This window comes from Kitasatospora sp. NPDC058190 (assembly GCF_042883685.1).
In the GTDB taxonomy this organism is placed as follows: Bacteria; Actinomycetota; Actinomycetes; order Streptomycetales; family Streptomycetaceae; genus Kitasatospora.
Genome location: NZ_JBHVVI010000088.1, coordinates 1 through 17,481, shown reverse-complemented (window position 1 = coordinate 17,481; position 17,481 = coordinate 1). Strand labels below are relative to the sequence as shown.

The 17,481-nt window shown below is 69.9% G+C and carries 16 protein-coding genes; 7 read left to right on the top strand and 9 right to left on the bottom strand.

Annotation, left to right across the window (positions count from 1 at the left end; translation table 11 throughout):
- Positions 1–410: 410 nt before the first annotated feature.
- The 3 genes from ACFVWU_RS31920 to ACFVWU_RS31910 all read right to left on the bottom strand — a co-directional run bounded on the left by ACFVWU_RS31920 (position 411) and on the right by ACFVWU_RS31910 (position 2,990).
- Complete coding sequence (locus ACFVWU_RS31920; RefSeq protein WP_387627389.1) at positions 411–1,352, bottom strand: alpha/beta hydrolase; 942 nt, start codon at positions 1,350–1,352, stop codon at positions 411–413.
- Between the two features lie 181 nt (positions 1,353–1,533).
- On the bottom strand, positions 1,534–2,130 hold the full coding sequence (locus tag ACFVWU_RS31915) for an NADPH-dependent F420 reductase (RefSeq protein ID WP_387627388.1): 597 nt from the start codon (positions 2,128–2,130) through the stop codon (positions 1,534–1,536).
- Between the two features lie 41 nt (positions 2,131–2,171).
- Complete coding sequence (locus ACFVWU_RS31910; RefSeq protein ID WP_387627386.1) at positions 2,172–2,990, bottom strand: 3'(2'),5'-bisphosphate nucleotidase CysQ; 819 nt, start codon at positions 2,988–2,990, stop codon at positions 2,172–2,174.
- A gap of 137 nt (positions 2,991–3,127) precedes the next feature.
- Between ACFVWU_RS31910 and ACFVWU_RS31905 the strand changes: the two genes are divergently transcribed.
- On the top strand, positions 3,128–4,036 hold the full coding sequence (locus ACFVWU_RS31905) for a LysR family transcriptional regulator (protein WP_387627384.1): 909 nt from the start codon (positions 3,128–3,130) through the stop codon (positions 4,034–4,036).
- Between the two features lie 288 nt (positions 4,037–4,324).
- On the opposite strand, the gene ACFVWU_RS31900 is transcribed toward ACFVWU_RS31905, so the two are convergent.
- Positions 4,325–5,434 carry an FAD-dependent oxidoreductase gene (locus ACFVWU_RS31900; RefSeq protein WP_387627382.1) on the bottom strand — a complete coding sequence of 370 codons (1,110 nt, stop codon included), beginning with the start codon at positions 5,432–5,434 and terminating at the stop codon, positions 4,325–4,327.
- 126 nt (positions 5,435–5,560) lie between these two features.
- Here ACFVWU_RS31900 and ACFVWU_RS31895 point away from each other — a divergent pair, with 126 nt between their 5' ends.
- Positions 5,561–6,154: a TetR/AcrR family transcriptional regulator gene (locus ACFVWU_RS31895; RefSeq protein WP_387627381.1), complete on the top strand. Its 594-nt coding sequence runs from the start codon at positions 5,561–5,563 to the stop codon at positions 6,152–6,154.
- 417 nt (positions 6,155–6,571) lie between these two features.
- On the opposite strand, the gene ACFVWU_RS31890 is transcribed toward ACFVWU_RS31895, so the two are convergent.
- A complete protein-coding gene (locus tag ACFVWU_RS31890; RefSeq protein ID WP_387627380.1) occupies positions 6,572–7,297 on the bottom strand; it encodes a hypothetical protein in 726 nt (241 codons plus the stop codon).
- Between the two features lie 137 nt (positions 7,298–7,434).
- The gene (locus ACFVWU_RS31885) at positions 7,435–7,983 is read right to left on the bottom strand and encodes a hypothetical protein (protein ID WP_387627379.1); all 549 of its coding nucleotides are present in this window, start codon (positions 7,981–7,983) and stop codon (positions 7,435–7,437) included.
- 337 nt (positions 7,984–8,320) lie between these two features.
- On the opposite strand from ACFVWU_RS31885, the gene ACFVWU_RS31880 reads away from it, so the two are divergent.
- The gene (locus tag ACFVWU_RS31880) at positions 8,321–9,289 is read left to right on the top strand and encodes a hypothetical protein (RefSeq protein WP_387627377.1); all 969 of its coding nucleotides are present in this window, start codon (positions 8,321–8,323) and stop codon (positions 9,287–9,289) included.
- Positions 9,286–9,699: a hypothetical protein gene (locus tag ACFVWU_RS31875; RefSeq protein ID WP_387627375.1), complete on the top strand. Its 414-nt coding sequence runs from the start codon at positions 9,286–9,288 to the stop codon at positions 9,697–9,699. Before ACFVWU_RS31880 ends, ACFVWU_RS31875 begins: the two co-directional genes overlap by 4 nt.
- A gap of 283 nt (positions 9,700–9,982) precedes the next feature.
- Here ACFVWU_RS31875 and ACFVWU_RS31870 read toward each other — a convergent pair whose 3' ends face one another.
- Together ACFVWU_RS31870 and ACFVWU_RS31865 are read right to left on the bottom strand one after the other, a co-directional pair.
- Positions 9,983–12,385, bottom strand: a complete 2,403-nt coding sequence (locus ACFVWU_RS31870; RefSeq protein ID WP_387627374.1) for an ABC transporter permease — start codon at positions 12,383–12,385, stop codon at positions 9,983–9,985.
- Entirely contained in the window at positions 12,382–13,155 is a 774-nt protein-coding gene (locus ACFVWU_RS31865) for an ABC transporter ATP-binding protein (RefSeq protein ID WP_387627373.1), read from the bottom strand. Before ACFVWU_RS31865 ends, ACFVWU_RS31870 begins: the two co-directional genes overlap by 4 nt.
- Positions 13,156–13,299: 144 nt before the next feature.
- Between ACFVWU_RS31865 and ACFVWU_RS31860 the strand changes: the two genes are divergently transcribed.
- Together ACFVWU_RS31860 and ACFVWU_RS31855 are read left to right on the top strand one after the other, a co-directional pair.
- Positions 13,300–14,517, top strand: coding sequence for a sensor histidine kinase (locus ACFVWU_RS31860; RefSeq protein ID WP_387627372.1), 1,218 nt, complete (start codon positions 13,300–13,302; stop codon positions 14,515–14,517).
- Complete coding sequence (locus ACFVWU_RS31855; protein ID WP_387627370.1) at positions 14,514–15,209, top strand: response regulator; 696 nt, start codon at positions 14,514–14,516, stop codon at positions 15,207–15,209. Before ACFVWU_RS31860 ends, ACFVWU_RS31855 begins: the two co-directional genes overlap by 4 nt.
- Before the next feature lie 326 nt (positions 15,210–15,535).
- On the opposite strand, the gene ACFVWU_RS31850 is transcribed toward ACFVWU_RS31855, so the two are convergent.
- Complete coding sequence (locus ACFVWU_RS31850) at positions 15,536–15,931, bottom strand: hypothetical protein (RefSeq protein ID WP_387627368.1); 396 nt, start codon at positions 15,929–15,931, stop codon at positions 15,536–15,538.
- A gap of 220 nt (positions 15,932–16,151) precedes the next feature.
- Between ACFVWU_RS31850 and fabV the strand changes: the two genes are divergently transcribed.
- Complete coding sequence (fabV, locus tag ACFVWU_RS31845; RefSeq protein ID WP_387627366.1) at positions 16,152–17,366, top strand: enoyl-[acyl-carrier-protein] reductase FabV; 1,215 nt, start codon at positions 16,152–16,154, stop codon at positions 17,364–17,366.
- The last annotated feature ends 115 nt before the right edge of the window (positions 17,367–17,481 follow it).

Here is a 17,481-nt window from a genome sequence, read left to right as displayed (position 1 = left end):
CAGCTCACCCGCCGGTTGCCTTTCGCACAATGGTTGGCCGTCCCACCGGCGGCCGGGCACGCTGCGGGCGCCAGAAGCGCTGCCCGACAGGGTGAACACAGTGCTTCACACAGGAGCATTGGCCGGATGCGCGCAAGATGGCGGAGGGCCAGCAGTGGGCTCGGCCGGAGCCGTTGCCTCAATGGGAGAGAAGCTGGGGAGGCGCTGGCAGCTGGCCGACGGAAGGCGGTAACGGACCCGAGCGGTAGCCCGTGGGACCAGGCCAGCGACCTGCTACGCCAGTGACATGCTTTGCCGAACCAGTTCCCCCAAACGGACAACGGACAGACCTGGCAGACCCCCATAAGTTCACCGCCCGACCCGAGCGCTGGCTGCCCGAGATCGCCGACTGGGTCACAACGGTGGGCGGGTCAGTTGTTGAACGCCGTGGCCACGGCATCTCCGAGCTGATTCAGGACGTCCCGTGAGAGTTGCACCGACCCGGTGAACGAGAAGAAAGCGTGGGTGGCACCCTTGATCGGCAGGTGCGTGACCGGCACGTCGGCGTCGGCGAGCTTCTGCGCGTAGCGGTCACCCTGGTCCCGCAGCGGATCGTGTTCGGCGGTGACGATGACGGCGGGAGGCAGCCCGGCCAGCTCGTCGGAGCGCGCCGGCGAGACGCGCAGGTCGGTGCCTTCGTCGGGCGTGTTGAGGTAGAGGCCCCAGAACCATTCGAGCCAGCTGCGGCTCAGCAGCGGTCCGGCCATGTTCTCGTACATGGAGGGGCTGTCGTCGAACCTGTCGACCGCCGGGTACGCCAGTACCTGCAGGGCGATGGGAGGTCCGCCGCGCCGCTGCGCTTCCTGCGCGAGGGCCGCGGCGAGGTTGCCGCCGGCGCTCTCGCCGAACACCGCGATGCTCTGCCCGTCGCCGCCGAAACTTCCGGCGTTGGCCGCGACCCATGTCAGGGCGGCGTAGGCGTCTTCGATCCCTGCCGGGAAGCGGTGTTCGGGCGCGAGCCGGTAGTCGACGGAGACCACGATCGTGCCGGAGCGGTTGGTCATGATGCGGGCGATGTGGTCCTGGCTGTCCAGGTCTCCGAGGACCCATCCGCCGCCGTGGAAGAAGACCGTCACGGGCCGCGGCCCGGAGCGCGGGAGGGTGGCGGGGGCGTAGATGCGGATGGGGACCTCGAGGCCTTCGGCGGTGGCCACTGCGTCGTGCACGCTGCCGACGGGCTCGACGTCGCCCGCGAGGGTGGAGAAGCTGCTCACGAGGTCGCGGTTCTCCGCGACCGTTCGACTCTCCGGTGCCGGTTCGCCTCCTTCGGCCAACTGCTTGAGCAGGGTATCGATCTGGGGGTCGAGGGACATGATGAGGACCTTCCTGGAGCTGGCGTAGCGACACAGATGTGAATGACTGTTCCAATCTCTACAAGTCGCAGGAGTGGAGCAGCGGCAGCGTGATGCCGTCCGGCGCTGAATCGCCGGCCCCGGCTGCGCTGTCGTATCCGTTCTGGATGTGGGCCTGCCGGCGGCGGTGCGCTGCGTACGGTCAGCGGGCGATCGAGATCGCGAAGGGCGTGAATCCGGTGGACCGGATCACGTGCGGGACGAAGAGGATCGCGGCCTCGGTGGCGCGGGCGGTCTGGATTCCGCCGAGGTCGGTGATCCACTCCTTGTGCCAGCCGAGGTCGGCGAGCAGTTCACCGACGGTCTGCTTGGCCTGCGGGTCGTCGCCGGAGAGGAACGCGGTCGGTGTCTGGGCGAGCGTGGCCGGCGCGGTCATCACCGGGAAGAGCATGGTGTTGAGGGTCTTGACGACGCGCGTTTCGGGGAGTGCTTCCTGGAGTTGCTCGGCAAGGCTCGAGCCGGGGTGGATCAGGTCGGCCGGCAGTCCGTCCGGCCCGTCGGTGGTGGCGTTGGAGACGTCGAGGAGGATCTTGCCGCGCAGTTCGTCGCGCAGGGCGACGAGCCGGTCCAGCGAGCCGTTGCCCGGGGTGGCGTTGATGACGATCCGGGCTGTCCGGGCGGCGTCGGCGGCGGCGCCCGGCGCGCGGTCCGCCACGGCCACCTCATGCCCTGCCCGGGTGAGGGCCGTGGCCAGGTTGCCGCCGACGCGGCCGTTTCCGAGAACTGCGATCGTGGTCATGAGGATGTGGTCCTTCCGTGCGTGCGGGTTGTGGTGCGGGGTCAGCGGGAGAGCGTGGCGACGGCCTGGGAATGGATGCCGGGGGCGGCGGCCAGGAGGCTTTCGCTCTGCGGGGTCCAGGGGCGGCCCTCGGCGTCGGAGATCCGTCCGCCGGCCTCGGTGACGAGCAGCGCCCCGGGCAGCAGGTCCGCGCGGGCGCCGGCGAACTGCCAGAAGGCGTCGATCCGGCCGGCGGCCACGTTCACCAGGTGCAGGGTCGCGGGCACGGCGGTGCGGACGACGAGCGCGTCGAAGAGCATCGCGGTGATCGAGGAGCCGACGCGTCGCACGACCTTCTCGTCCTCGTCCGGCCGGGCCTGGCTGGTGGCCACGATGCTCAGGCCGAGGTCCGCAGTGGGGGAGATGTGCAGCGGCCGGCCGTCGACGTGGGTTCCCGCGCCGGTGAGCGCGGTGTAGGTCTCGCCGGTCAACGGCAGGTGGACCGCGGTGAGCACCGGCTGGTTGTCGCGCACGAGGGTGGCGGTCACCGCCCACTCCGGCAGGGCGTGCAGGTGGTTGACGTTGCCTTCGGCCGGATCCACGACCCACCACTCGCCGGGCGGCAGCGCCCCGCCGTCCAGCTCGTCCTCCACCCAGCCGGCGTCCGGGCGCAGGCGCGTGAGTCGGGGGCGCAGGATGTCGAGGGCCGTGTCGTCGTTGACGGCGAGCGCGCGCATCAGCTCTTCGCGGGTCTGGTAGCTGACCACCCCGCCGAAGCGCTCGCGCAGCGCCGAACCCGCCTCACGCGCGGCGTTGGCGGTCTGGGCGAGCAGGTCGGCGTCCAAGGCGGCGGCGTCAGTGGTCTGAAGCGTTTCGGACATGGTGAACTCCCTTGTGAGTATGAGGTGTTGGGGGCGTTCGGGCCAAGCTGTGCGCTCGGTCCAGCGCCCTGTTCTCGAAGGTATCCAGCCCCATGATTAACTTCAAATGCATGTAAAGCACGGCTAGGATTACTCACATGCAATTGGATTTGAACCTGCTGGCCGCGCTCGACGCGCTGCTGGAGGAGGGCAGCGTGGCCGGGGCGGCCGCACGCCTGCACGTCACCGCCCCCGCGATGAGCCGGAGCCTGGGCCGAATCCGGCGCACGACCGGGGATCAGATCCTGGTGCGCACCGGCCGCACGATGACCCCGACGCCGTACGCGATCGCCGTCCGGGAACAGGTACACGAGCTGCTGCACCAGGTCCAAGGGGTGCTGGCACCGAGCCGTGAACTCGATCTGGAAACGTTGGAGCGCACCTTCACACTCCGCTGGCACGATTCCCTGGTCGCCATGAGCGGCCCCACACTGCTGTCGGCCGTGCGTGAAGAGGCGCCGGGCGTGCGCCTGCGCTTCATCGCGGAGTCGAGCATCGACACCCCCGAGCTGCGGCGCGGCGAGGTGGACCTGGAGGCGAACGCCAACCGCCCGAGCGCACCGGACATCCGCGCCGAGAACGTGGGCGAGAGCCGCCTCGTCGTCGTCGTGAGGCAGGGGCACCCCCTCACCCGTGTCGGGACCGTCACCGCACAGCAGTACGCCGCCGCTGAGCACGTCACCGTCTCGCGACGTGGAAACCTCGGCAATGCCCTCGACGACGCCCTCGCGCAGCTCGGCCTCACCCGCCGTGTGGTGGCGACCGCGCCCACGGAAGCGGCCGCGTTGGAGTTCGCGCGTGGCTCCGATCTCCTGATCAGCGTCCCCGAAGCCACCACGCGGTCGGCGGCCGCCGACCTCGGCCTGGTCGTGCTCCCCATCCCGCTCGAACTGCCGTCGGCACCGGTGTACCTGTCGTGGCATCAGCGCTACGACACCGACCACGCCCACGCCTGGCTGCGCGGGCTGGCGCGAACCGCGCTGGCCACGGGCGGAGCGTCGTCGTAGTCGGCGCCGCCCGGCCGCTTCATACGTCCATGCACCACCTCGATGCCGCACGGTCGGCCGCTTGCGGACGCGCACGGATCACCAGTCCCCGGCGGTAGGCGTACACGACCGAGCTGAACGGGGCCGCGAAGCCCGAGCTTGCCGAGAAGGCAGGGCACGAACGTCTCGACAGTCTCCTGGCCGCCTACCCCATGTTGCGCCGGCCGTGGGGCGGCCGGAGCGACGCCTGCGGCTCACGATCGCTGATCTGTTTGCCCTGCTCAGTCAGTCGGTCGGATACAAGTCGCTTCAGGAGGCCGTCGCGGGAACGAGGTTGTCGAGTCCCTTCGCACTCCCCGTCGCGGCCTCGATCGAGCGCGGCAGCATGATGCTCTCGTAGGCGCGGACGGCGTCGTCGACGCTGGACTCGGTGACCAGTGCGTGGGCGAGGCCGGCGCCGTCGAGCATGGCGAGGTTGGCGCCCAGTCCGACGGGTGGCATCAGGTGCGCGGCGTCGCCGAGCAGCGTGACGCCGGGAACGTGTTCCCAGGTGTGCGGGGCGGGCAGGACAAACAGGGACCGGTGGGTGAACCCGTGGTCGCTGTTGCGCAGGATGTAGCGCAGGCTTTCGTCCCAGTCGTCGAACAACCTCAACAGATATGTCTGCACGGCCCGCTGGTCGCCGAGGTCGATACCGGCGGCCTCATGCCAGTCCTTGGGCGCGCGGAGGGCGATGTAGGCGCGGATGTGGCCGTTGCTGTTGCGCTGGGCGACCAAGGTCCTGCCGGCGCCCTTCGCCAGCATCGATCCGTTGCCGACCAGCCGCGCGAGGTCGGGATGGCGGGTGTCGCAGTCGTCGAATCCGGTCTCGACGAAGGTGACACCGGTGTAGTCGGGTACGGCGGGTGACAGAGCCGGGCGCACACGTGACCAGGCGCCGTCGGCGCCGACCACCAGGTCGAAGTCCTCGGCGGTGCCGTCGCCGAAGAGCAGCCGGCAGGTGCCGTCCGCCAGCGGGGTGACGCCGGTGACGGCACGGTCCCACCGCACCGTGCCCTCGGTGAGCGAGTCCAGGAGCAGACCGCGCAGCTGGCCTCGGTCAATCTCCGGCCGGCCGCCGTCGGCGGACGGCCCCTGCTGCGCCAGGAGGGAGGCGGTGGCGAAGTCGAGCACGCGCCACTCGTCTCCTTCGGGGCGGGCGAGGGCGTGGAATCGGTCGAGGAGCCCCGCCGCACCGAGCGCGGCCTGGCCGGTGCCGGGATGCATGTCGAGTGAGCCGCCCTGCGGGCGGGAATCGGCGGATGCCTCGCGTTCGAAGACGGTGACGGAGCGGCCGTGTTGCTGGAGGACTCGGGCGCAGGTGAGGCCGCCGAGGCCGGCGCCGACAATCGCGATGCGGGGATCACGAGCAGAGTTCATGGAAGTGTCCCTCGGGAGGTGGGTCAGCGGCCGGGAGACCCGGCGCATCACCAAGAAACCACACTCGCCCAATAAGTGCAATGACTACACTTTCACAGCGAATGCACTTCGAGGTACGGTAGGGGAGTGACCGAACCGACCGGGCGCCGCGAGCGCAAGAAGGCCCAGACCCGCCAGTCCCTGGCCGACGCCGCACTTGAGCTCTTCCTCGAACGCGGCTACGACCAGGTTGGCGTCAAAGACGTCGCCGACCACGCCGACGTCTCGGTGACCACCCTGTTCAAACACTTCTCCGGCAAGGAAGCCCTGGTCTTCGATCAGGACGACGAACTGGAAGCAGAACTCGTCGCCGCCGTGCGCGAACGCACCCCGGGCCAGTCGATCCCGCAGGCGCTGCGCGAGCACCTCCTGCTGAAGCAGACCCAGCTCGCTGTCCATGCCACGGACCCGCGGTTCGCCGACTTCACGCGCCTGGTGCAGGAGACCCCCGCGCTGCGCGACTACGCCCACCGCATGTGGACGCGCCACGAAGCGGCCCTGGCCAGGGCCGTCGCCGAGGCGGTGGGTGCGCCCGAGGATGACGTCAGCTGCGCCGCCCTGGCCCGTTTCGCTCTTGAGGCCCGCAGCCTCATCCTGCGGCACGCCGAACCACGCCGAGCCGCCGACGAGGCCTTCGCGCTGCTCGAACACGGCTGGGCAGCCTCCCATCCGAGCAACTGACCGGGCTGCCGGGCGCCCCGCTTCGCGCGGTGGTGGTGCGCGCGCTCGGGACCCTCGGTGAGGCGTCGTCCCTCGATACCCTGTCGGCCGGCATCGGGTATGAACGACCGGCAAAAGGTATCGGGTGCGGGGGAGGACGCAGAGCAGGCACGGGTCCACGTGATCATGGTGTCTCTACGCTCAGTGATCACGAAGGACGGCCGTGCCCGCGCTGCCGTCTCGAGCGACACGGATCGGGCGGGACACCGAGTTTGCCCTGACAAGGGAGGCCCGCGGGCCGGTGCTCGTGACCAGCACCAAGCTCGGCGCGGCTTGCTACATCGACGACCGCGCCGTCCACCACGCTGGCGACTGGGGCGCCACCCTCGACACCCCCGCCTCACCCTGAGGCGCCGAAGTCAGTAACGCCCAGACCGTTCACCCGGCCAGTGCGGCACTCACCCGGGCCAAGCGGTCGCCGGGCAGGGCGAAGTCATTGGCAGGGTTGCGGAACGAGTACCTGCCGTCGTTGATCCGCGTGCCATTCTCGGTCGCTGCCCAGCGCACCGGACCGGTTAGTCCTTGAGCTTCGAGCATGGCCGTGGCGAGCGGCGCGGCGGACTGCGAGCCCAGGCGGGCACGCAACGCTGCGGCCAGGCGGTCGACGGCCTCCGGCGGTGCGGCGGCGTCCCCGAAGGCGGGCAGCAGGAGCAACAAGCGGGCGTGGGGGTCTGCGACGGTGCCGCAGGGTAGGCCGTTGTCCGCAGCAGCGACCAGGTCCGGCCAGGACAGTCCGGGGCCCATGAAGTGCCCGTCGTCGCGCGCGAGCAGCTCGGCTCGCTCCCAGTTGGGATGGTCCACCAGGTAGTCGACCCCCACCTCGTCAGGAACGGCGCGGTAGACAACGTGGAGCTGGTGACCCGCAGCGAGCGGGATGGTGAAGACGGGCCAGTCGACCCGCTGCCACAGACGCTGTTGGTAGGCCCGGTGGTCCGCCCAGGCATAGCCGGGTCCGAACATCAGCCCACCTGCCCCACCCCCGGCGCAGGAATAGAGGTGCCCCATCCAGAACAACCTCTCGTCCAGCAGCTCGGGGCTCAGGCCGAAGGGACCGTCGTGGTAGCCGGCTATCCGTACGGGAGGTGCATCCGCGTCATTGGTCACGCGGGCCATCATGCCGCGTCGCCGTCCGGTCGACGGAGCTGGCTCCCGACCACGCGATCTTTACGGGACAGCCCTTGGCCGATCAAGCTACGGCGTGACGGTGATTCCCCCGGAATGATCACGACCCGATACGCGCCCTAGCGGATATCCCACTCGCTGGTCGGAACGCAGTCGTGCATCGTGCCGGCCCAGTCGTCGAACGGTGCAACGAGGAACGCGCGCGTCAGGAGGACGTCTCCCGCCCGCTGCGCGCGCAGCATGAAGCCGAGCTCGTCCGACACCGCGTCGCCTTCGACGGACACCGCAGGACTCGTGCCCTGCTCGGTCACGTAGTCGAAGACCCGCTCAGTGAGCTCAGACGGCACCTGCCCGATCAGCCGGAGGGTATCCAGCCATACCTGCGGACCCCACAGGGCGTCGACGGCTGCGCAGGCCAAGACGCCGGAGTCCCTGTAGTAGAGCCTGACAGCGGTCGACCATCCGGGCGCGGTCGTCGCACGAAAGTCGGCTCGCCGGGTCAGGACGCCATGCCGCGACTCGGTCTGAAGCACGGGGCTGGTGAACCCCTCGGCTTCCATGGCCGTGACCGTCTGGTTGTGGCTCATGCCGAAGCGCAACGGCCCCACACTCACGAACGGGGTGTAGTCCCACCGCGCCCGCTCGGCCTCATCGACAACCTGCCACACCCGGCACCAGCCCCCTTCACCCATGCCCCGCGCTGCACCGAGGACTCAGCACCCTACAACCCGCAACGCGAAGCACCGCAGAGAAGGCTAGAGGCATCGAGGCGGACAACTTCACCCGGACCGCCACCTGATCGAGGACAACTGCACCCGGACAGACGCGAGAACAACGACAACTTCAGCCGGACAAGGCCAACTGCACGCGGACAGGACACCTGCCGCACCAAACCCGAGATCAATCGAGGGAATAGTGCACAGTCGGAATAACCCCCTCCCGCCAGTAGTCAAGCACCTGAAGCGCGGCTGCGTTCAGGTCTGGCGCGAGGAGACCGGGCGGATCGTGCGCCGCAGGCTGCACGGCCGGGCCTTCAAAGGCGAGGCCGACCACAACGGCGCCGAGGCCACCTGGGTGATCAGCGCGCCCGCCCATCGGGCCGTCGACGTCCTGGGGCGCCTCCAGCCCGCGCGGCAGAAGTACCTGTTCGCGCTGCTGCCGTCCTCGCCCGGCTACATGCTGCAGCGCGGTCGCAACGAGGCCCGCACGACGAGCACGACCAACCACGACCGGTCCGAATTCCGCGACTGGATCAACACATACTGCCGAGGCACCGGCCGGGACGACGGGATCCCGCCGGTCAACGGCCGGGAGTGGCGGGTCCCCACCAGCCAGTTCCGCCGCACCCTGGCCTGGTTCATCGCCCGCCGCCCCGGCGGCGTCATCGCTGGCGCCCTGCAGTATCGGCACCTGCGTGTGCAGATGTTCGAGGGCTACGCCGGTACCTCCGACTCCGGGTTCCGCGACGAGGTCGAGTCCGAGGAGGCGATCGCCCGCGGCGAGAAGCTCGGCGACCTGATCACCAGCGGCGAGTTCCACCGCCTCACCGGACCAGCCACGGCCGAGGCGGAGAGCCGTCTCGCCGAGTTCGAGCGGCATGTCCAGTTCCAGGGCAAGGTCATCAACGACCCCAAGCGGCTCCAACGCCACATGTCCCGCCACGACCCCCACATCTACCCGGGCCGGTACGTCACCTGTGTCCACAACCCCGACCGGGCCCTGTGCCGCCGGCACGACGGCCGGGCTGGCCCATCGCTGCCGGACTGCCAGCCCCTACGGTGCCGCAACGTCGCCCTGTCCGCCGAGAACACCGACCAGCTGCGAGCGGCCCTGGAAGCCCACGATCGGGAACTCGCCCGCGCGGACCAACTGGCGCCGTTCGTCCGGCACCGCCTCCAGACCCGCCGGCAGGAGCTCGCCGACTTCCTCACCGAAACCGCCGTCGGCCCGGACACCATGACGGAGACACCGTGAGCCACCACCTGCCCGCCGACGAGCAGGTCCGGGCTGCGATGGAGTCCGAACTCGCCGCGAGTGAGGCTTGCGGCCGGCGCGCCACCGTCACCGGCGTCGAGAAGCGGCTCGGCGTCCCCCACGCGACTTTCTACCGGAACTACCCGCAATCGATCGCCTGGTTCAACTCCCAGCTCGCCAGCCGGCACCGCCCGGCCACGGCCCCGAGAGCCGGAATCCGGTCCGACGACGAGGCCGACCGCCTGCGCCGGGAGAACAGCGACCTGCGCAAGCTGGTCCGCATCTACGCCGAAGCGATCCGCCAGCTGACCGTCGACAAGGCCGCCCCGGAGGACGAGCTGCAGGCGCTGAGCGGGGTGACCAGCCTCACCGAACGCCGTCTCCACAACGCGGACATCGGACAGAACTGAAGGTCTCGCATGACCTCGATCGAGGTAGCCACCTGGGGCCTTCGGACTCGTCCCAGCGTCCATGCCTCCGGGGTTGCGGGGGTGTGCTCGGTGGCGCTGGCCGGCTTGGTCCGAGATTCGTGCGGGCCGAGCTGGCTCGTCACGGAGGAGGATCGAGCGCCAGACCCATTCCTGGAGTTCTCGGATACAGGGCCCGCAGGCGTACATCGGTGCCTGTGTGCCGGCCACGCTGGCGGGGCCGGCACACAGGACTTGGGTCCCACGTGCGGACGAGCGACCGGTTCTACTCGGTCCGCAGCGCGGTGGCGGTCCGGGAGCGCGCCGCCCAGCCGGCCGGTAGTAGTGCCCCGAGCAGGGCGATCGCGATCCCGCCGGCCAGCAGCGGGAGCAGTGTCCAGGCGGTGTAGACGTGGGTCGCGCTCGGCGGCAGGTTCCTGCCGATCGCGCTCCCCATCTGGGCCAGCGTCGCCTTCTCCACCGCCATCCCGATCGGGACCCCGATCAGCCCGGCGACCAGGCCGGTGAGGCTCACCGAGGTCAGCACCATCGCGATGGTCTGCTTGGGCGTCATCCCGAGGGCCTTGAAGATCCCCAGGTCGTGGATCCGTTCCCGGGTGTCCTGCACCACGGTGTTCAGCACGCCGAGCGCGGCGACCGCGATCATCATCAGTGTGAGGGTGGCCACCAGGGCGACCATGGTGAGCACCGTGATGCTCGGGTACGTGATGCTCGGGCTGGCCTCGGCGTGCAGCGGGGTCAGTACGGCGGTGGCCGAGGCGGACCAGTCGGAGCCGCTGACGTTGTCGGCCAGCTTGACGTTGAACTGGGTGATGTACGGCGTCAGACCGGCGGCGGTGAACGTGGCATTGTCGGTCATCACGACCCCGTCGCTGGCGGCGTCGAAGTCGATGCCGACGATCCGCAGCGGGAGTCGCTTGTTGTCCTGCGCCACGGTGACGGTGTTGCCGACGTGCAGCCCGACCGACGAGGCCAGGGAGCCGTTGATCACGGCTTCGCCGGGGTTCTGGTACCAGCGGCCGTGCAGCAGCTCCAGGTTGGTCCAGGACAGGTCGCCGGTGGTGGTGTCCACCCTCGCATGCTCCCCCGTCGGCGCGCCGATCACGGTCGCGCCGCTGTTGCCCCAGCCGAACGCGGCCTTCGTGCCCGGGACCGAAGCGATCGCGGCGGCCACCCCGGTGGAGTCCAGGTGGGGGATGGCAGGGCCGCCGCCCGGGGAGTGGAAGCCGGTGGGCGTGCCGGCGGGCAGCACGAGCATCGACCCGGCGCGAAAGCCGGCGGTACCCGTCTCCTGGTACTTGGTGAACGCGGTCTCCAGCCCCGTCGCGAAGGTGACGCTGACCGCGCCGAACAGCACAGCGGCGCCGACCAGCACCGTCCGGGCCGGCTTGGCGAACGGCTGGGCCAGTCCCAGCGACATCGGCCGGGGCAGCGGCAGCCTGCTTGCCAGGCGCTGCGCGCCTTGGCCGCGCTTGGCCTTCGGGGCGCGGCCGACGACCAGGGTCTGCACCGCCGGCATGCGGCCGGCCCGAAGTGCCGGGATGAGCGCGGTGACACCGACGATGACCAGGGTGCCGATCGGCACGACGAGGCTGACCCACACCGGCAGGCCGGTGCTGGCGGCACCGAGCTGCTTGGCGGCTCTGCCCAGGACCGGAACGGCCAGCACGTTGCCCATCAGCGTGCCGCCCACCACGCCGATCGTCGCCGGGATCACGGCTTGTGCGGCGTAGGCGCGGGCCACCTGCCAAGGGGTGAAGCCGAGCGACTTCAGGATCCCGATCCGCCGGATTCCCGAGACCACCGCGCCGCTGACCACGATCGCGATGATCAGCACCGACAGGAACAGGCCGAGGATGCCGAAGACGACCAGGAACGGCACGTAGGACTCCGTGGCGCCGACGGCCTGCTTCTCCGCGGCCAGGTAGGACTGTCCGCTCTCGACCGAGCCGGCCGGTGCGGCAGCGGCGATCGCCTGCTTGTCCGTGGTGAGGTCGGCCTCGGTCCCGGACTTGGCGAACCGGTAGAGCATCTGCTCATCGCTCTTGGCGCTGGCGGCACTCAGCCGCGCGAAGCCGTCGGTGGTGAGGAAGCCGGTCGCGGTGTTGGTCAGCGAGTTCGCAAGGCCGACGACCTTGAACGACGGCTTGCCCGGCAGCGAGTCGAACACCACCGAACCGCTTGGGCAGGCATCGAGCCACGAGAACAGGACGATCTCGTTCGCGCTGGTCGGCCACCTGCCCTGGACCAGGGCCAGTTGGTCCAGACCGGACCTGCCGGCCAGGTCGGGGCGGGTGGTGACGATGACCGGCTCGTTGGCGCTACCGGCCATCGGCACGCCTGGGGAGAAGTTCGCAGGACAGTCCGTGCCGTAGGTCGTGTTCAGGGCTGAGGTGACCGGGTACGGCCCGGACGCCTCGGTGACGCCGGCGGCGTGCGCGGTGGCGGCGGCCTGCGCGGCAGTGGCCTTCGAGCCGTCGAACTGGACCGACAGATGCGCGCCGTTCCGGGCCTTGAAGGCGTGCTCGAACGGGGCCTGCACGGCGGCCAGCAGACCGAGCGAGAGCACCGAGGAGGTGACGGCCGCGAACGTCGTCAGGGCCATGACGAGGGACTGCACCCGACGCCGGCCGACGCCGGAGCGCACGACCTTGCCCAGGGCGCTCATCGGACCGCTCCCGCCGAGCCGTTGGCGGGAGCGGTGGCGGTGGCGGTGGCGGTGGCGGTGGCGGCGGTGGCGGCGGCGCCGCTGAGCGGATTGACCACGTCTCGGGCCACGGCACCGTCCACCAGCTCGATCGTGCGTCGCGCGGTGTTCGCGGCCAGTTGGATGTCGTGGGTCACCAGCAGGATGGTCTGGCCGTCGGCGTTCAGCTCCAGCAGCAGCCGGCGCACGTCCTCGGCCGAGCGCGAGTCCAGCGCGCCGGTCGGCTCATCGGCCAGCAGCAGCGCCGGGTCGTTCATCAGGGCCCTGGCCACCGCCACCCGCTGCCGTTGCCCGCCGGACAGCCGCTGCGGATAGGCATTGGCGTGCCGGTCGATGCCCAGCGAGCCGAGCAGGTCGACGGCCCGCCGCTTCGCTTCGTTCCTGCCCATCCCGGCCAGCTGTGCCGGAACCATGACGTTGTCCAACACGGTCAGGTCGTCCAGCAGGTTGAAGAACTGGAAGACCATGCCGATGGAGGCCCGGCGGTACCTCGCCGAATCGGCCTCGCCGAGCTGGTCGACGCGGATGCCGTCGACGGTCACGGTGCCGCTGGAAGGCTTGTCCAGACCCGCGACCAGGTTCAGCAGCGTCGACTTGCCACTGCCGGAATGGCCGAGGATCGCCACGCACTCACCAGCCGCCACGGACAAGGTCACCCCGGCCAGCGCGGGCGGGCCGTCATCATATTTCTTCGTCGCGTCCTGGAGATCGATCATCGGCTCATTCGTCATGACCATGAACCTAGGAACGGACCATGATCCACCGCGTCGGCCGGCGGATGTCACCTCACCCCCCAGGCCATCGGCCCGGCGGCGTACCCCGCGTACACCCCCGGGACGACGCGCAGAGCCGGCGCCGATCCATACGATCTCCGTATGGAAGAGCTGCTCCAGCGTTTCTCGACATCAAAACCCGTGACCTGGCTGACGGCACAGGCCGTGGTTCTGGCCACCGCCTGCTTCTACGCGCTGATGCTCTTCTGGACGATGCCGGTCCATCAGCTCCGGCGCTACAGCGGCCCGTTCCGGTTCCCCGACGTTGGGCCCGACCAGATGATCGGTCTCTGCGTCGTGCTCGCTCTTCCGATCCTGCTGGTGCGCCGTCTGCCCGCGACGGTCTTCGCGGCGGTCCTGGGCGAAGAAGTAGCCCTCGGCAACCTCTTCGGCGCGCGGCCCTGGATCGTGTTCCTCCTGCTCCTGGTCCTGGCCGGGTACCTCGCCGCCCGGCGGCCGAAGGCTGCCGCCGTCGGCTCCGTCGCGGCCGTCGCGACCGGGTTCGCCGAGCGCACCCTCGTCTCCCCCGGGGACTCCGTCGGCGACGCGGCCCGGGGGGCTGGGCAGTTCGCGTTCTTGTTCGCGGTCGCGTGGGTCTTCGGCGGGGTGTACCGCAAACGCCGTGAATACCGCGAAGCCCTGCACGAGCAGACCGAGGCCCGCGCCGTCATGGCCGAGCGGCTGCGGATCGCCCGCGAACTGCACGACAGCGTCGCGCACAGCATCGGGATCATCACGGTGCTGTCGGGAGCGGCGGCGCGGGTCGTGGAGACCAAGCCCGAGCAGACGCGGCAGGCGCTGACCGGCATCGAGACCACCAGCCGGGAGACGCTGCTCGGGCTGCAGCGCATGCTCGGGGCGCTCCGTCGCGCCGAGCCCGACGACGCCATGCCGCAGGCCGCCCCGCTGGCGCCGGCCGGCAGCCTGGCCGACGTCCCGCAGCTCGCCGAACGCACGGCCGACGCCGGGGTGCGGGTTCAGGTGACCTGGCGGGGAGAGCGGCGTCCGCTGCCGCCGGAGATCGAGCTGTCGGCGTTCCGGATCGTCCAGGAGTCGGTGACGAACGTGGTGCGGCATTCCGGTGCGCGGACGTGCCGGGTCGCGGTCGGTTACGAGCCGACAGGAGTGACGATCGAGGTGGTGGACGACGGGGACGACGGTCTCGGCGGGCCCGGCCGTCCGAGGCCCTCGGCAGCGGCCAGCAGGAGCGGCTTCGGCCTGCTCGGCATGCGCGAGCGGGCGACGTTGCTGTCCGGCCAGTTCAGCGCCGGCCGGCGTCCGGAGGGCGGATTCCGGGTGACGGCGAGGCTCCCGGCATGAGCGTGCGGGTGCTGCTGGTCGACGACCAGCCGCTGATGCTGGTCGGGCTCGCGATCCTGATCGGCGACACCGACGACCTGGAGGTGGTCGGCCAGGCCGGCGACGGCCGCGAGGCGGTGCGCCTGGTGCGTGAACTGCGGCCGGACGTCGTGGTGATGGACATCCGGATGCCGGGCATGGACGGGATCGAGGCGACCCGGCAGGCGACCGCCGAGCCGGACCCGCCCAAGGTGCTGGTGCTGACGACCTTCGACGACGACGAGTACGTCTACGGCGCACTGCGCGCCGGGGCCAGCGGATTCCTGCTCAAGAGCATGGCCCTGGACGCGATCCTGGACGCGATCCGCGTGGTGGCGGCCGGCGACGCGTTGATCGCGCCGAGCGTGACCCGACGGCTGATCGCGGACTTCGCCGGAACCTCCGCCACCCCCGCCACCCCAACGGCCTCCGAACCGGACACCGAGCCCGCCGCGGACTCAAGTCTCATCGCGGGGATCACCGATCGGGAGCGCGAGGTGCTGGCGCTGGTCGGACAGGGACTGTCGAACGGTGAGATAGCCGAGCGGTTGGTGATCAGCGCGGCGACCGCGAAGACGCATGTCGCGCGTCTGTTCGCCAAGCTCGGAGCTCGGGACCGCGTCCACCTGGCGATCATCGCCTTCGAGACCGGACTCGTGCCGCGTAGACGGTAGGGCAGGGGGAGAAGGACGATCGAGACTGCGAGTTCGTCGCGTTCCAGACACGCCAGCACACCCACCTGGGTGAAGTGCTGCGGGGCGGACAACGGACAAAACTGAGAGACCCCCATAAGTTCACCGCCCGTCCGATTCGCTGGCTGCCCGAGATCGCCGACTGGGTCACCTTTCTCTGGGGCAGATCTGTGTTGCGCGATGAGACGAGGCGAATCGGCACAGCTCAGCGGCAGTGTCGAGGACGCTATCGGGTGCAACAGGTGTTGCGGTATCCCTCGCCGGTGTGATGCGAGCGAGGGAGTTCAGCGTCCGATCGCATGGCGTTTCTATGGCTTGTCAGGCGGCGGGCGGTTTTCGTCTGGCGGCAGCGGTACGGGGGAGTTGGTGGACGGTGGTGTCCAGTTCCAACCGAACGTGTCCACCGTGCTGAGGATCCACTGCCGTCCGCGTTCGTCGGCGACGGCCCAGGCATAGGCGAATCGGCGCTCTGATCGCGCTCGACTCCACCACGGTTTGCGGGGTTCGGGAAGAAACGGGATGTTGTCACAGAGGTTGGCGAGCCAGCGAGTGCGGGCGACGTAGTCGTCGTCAGGCCAGTCTCGGATCGGCCTCCGTCTGCCGGACATGGCGCGGATTTCCAGCAGTGCCCACCAGCGAAGCCACGCGCCGACTTCCCAGTCCTCCAGAGTGCGTTTGCGCCGCATTGCCGCCTCCGTCTCCATGGTGCGGTGACTCGACTGCCCACCGACGAGTGTGATGATCGCCGCCCACACCCGAGCCCGCGCCAGCTGGACTGACAGTGTGGCAACTCTCCAAGATCGGCTTGTGATCGTTGTCCTCGAAGGGCTCCGTGCCTGTGTCTGTGCTGCCGCAGACTTGCACCGATGCGGTGACCCAGTTGGTCGCCGCGTCCTTGTCCCGGCCGACCCAAGGACTGCCATCGTGAACGAGCGCGTTCTCACCCCCCGCAACCGAGGCTTCCTCTTCCTCGACTCTCATCCGGTGGGCTGCCAGCAGTTGGTGGCCGACATGTGGCAGTCCTGCCCCGCCCCTGCCGGCCTGCCGGAGGGCACCGGGCCGGTGGCACTGGTCATCGGTTCCTCCGCCGGATACGGCCTCGCGGCCACTCTCGCTGGACTCAAGCGCGCAGGCATTCGCGGGATCGCCGTGTCCTTCGAGAAGGCCCCCACCGAACGGCGTACCGCCACGGCCGGCTGGTACCGCACCGCCACCATCGCTGACATCGCCCGCACTGCCGGGCGGGAGATGGTCTTCCTCAACGGCGACGCGTTCTCCGACACGATGAAGAACCAGGTCGCCGACCTCATCGAGCAGCGTTTCGGCGGCAGGCTGGACTACCTGATCTACTCGGTGGCTGCGCCCCGCCGTACTGACCCCGACACCGGCACCACGTACTCCTCCGTCCTCAAGCCGGTCGGCCAGGCGAACCGCACCAAGACTCTCCTCTTCGACGACCAGGGCGTTCCCGAGGTCCGCGAAGTTGAGACCGGGCCGGCCGAGGGCGACGACGTCGAACAGACCGTGGCCGTGATGGGCGGCGCGGACTGGGAACGCTGGATCGACCACCTCGCCAACCGAGGCCTACTGGCCGACGGCTTCACCACCGCCGCGCTGTCGTACATCGGCTCGCCGCTGACAGCGGCGATCTACCGGCAGGGCACCATCGGTGCTGCCAAGGCCCATCTGGAGTCCACCGCCCGCACCCTGAACGAGCGGCTCGACAAGACGGTGAGAGGGCGGGCCGCGATCTCCGTCAACGGTGCTGCCGTCACCCAGTCCTCCACCGCCATCCCGGGCATCGCCCTGTACACCGGCCTGTTGCGCGGTGTCCTTGGAGAAGATCTGGTCCCGCCGATCCGCCAGCTCGCCGCCCTGTGGGACCAGCTCACCGGTGCCGCCCCGCTCACCTTGGACGACGGAGGCCGGATCCGCCTGGACACCTGGGAACTCACCGACAACATCCAGGCGGCCGTCGCCGAACGCTGGGAGGCCGCCACTACCGACACCATCGCGAGCCTCGCCGACCTTGACTGGTTCCGCGCCGAAGTCTCACGCCTGTACGGATTCTCCGTGCCGGACGTCGACTACACCGCTGCGGTGGCCATCGATGTCCCCTGGCCTGACCACACATCCTGACTCGGTCCGGAGGAACGCCACCGAGGCGTATGAGTGGGGCGCCCGGCCATAGGGCCGGGCCCCCCCCCAAATGCAAACCACCCCCAGCGGCCAGCGGGTGGGAGGGACCGGCCGA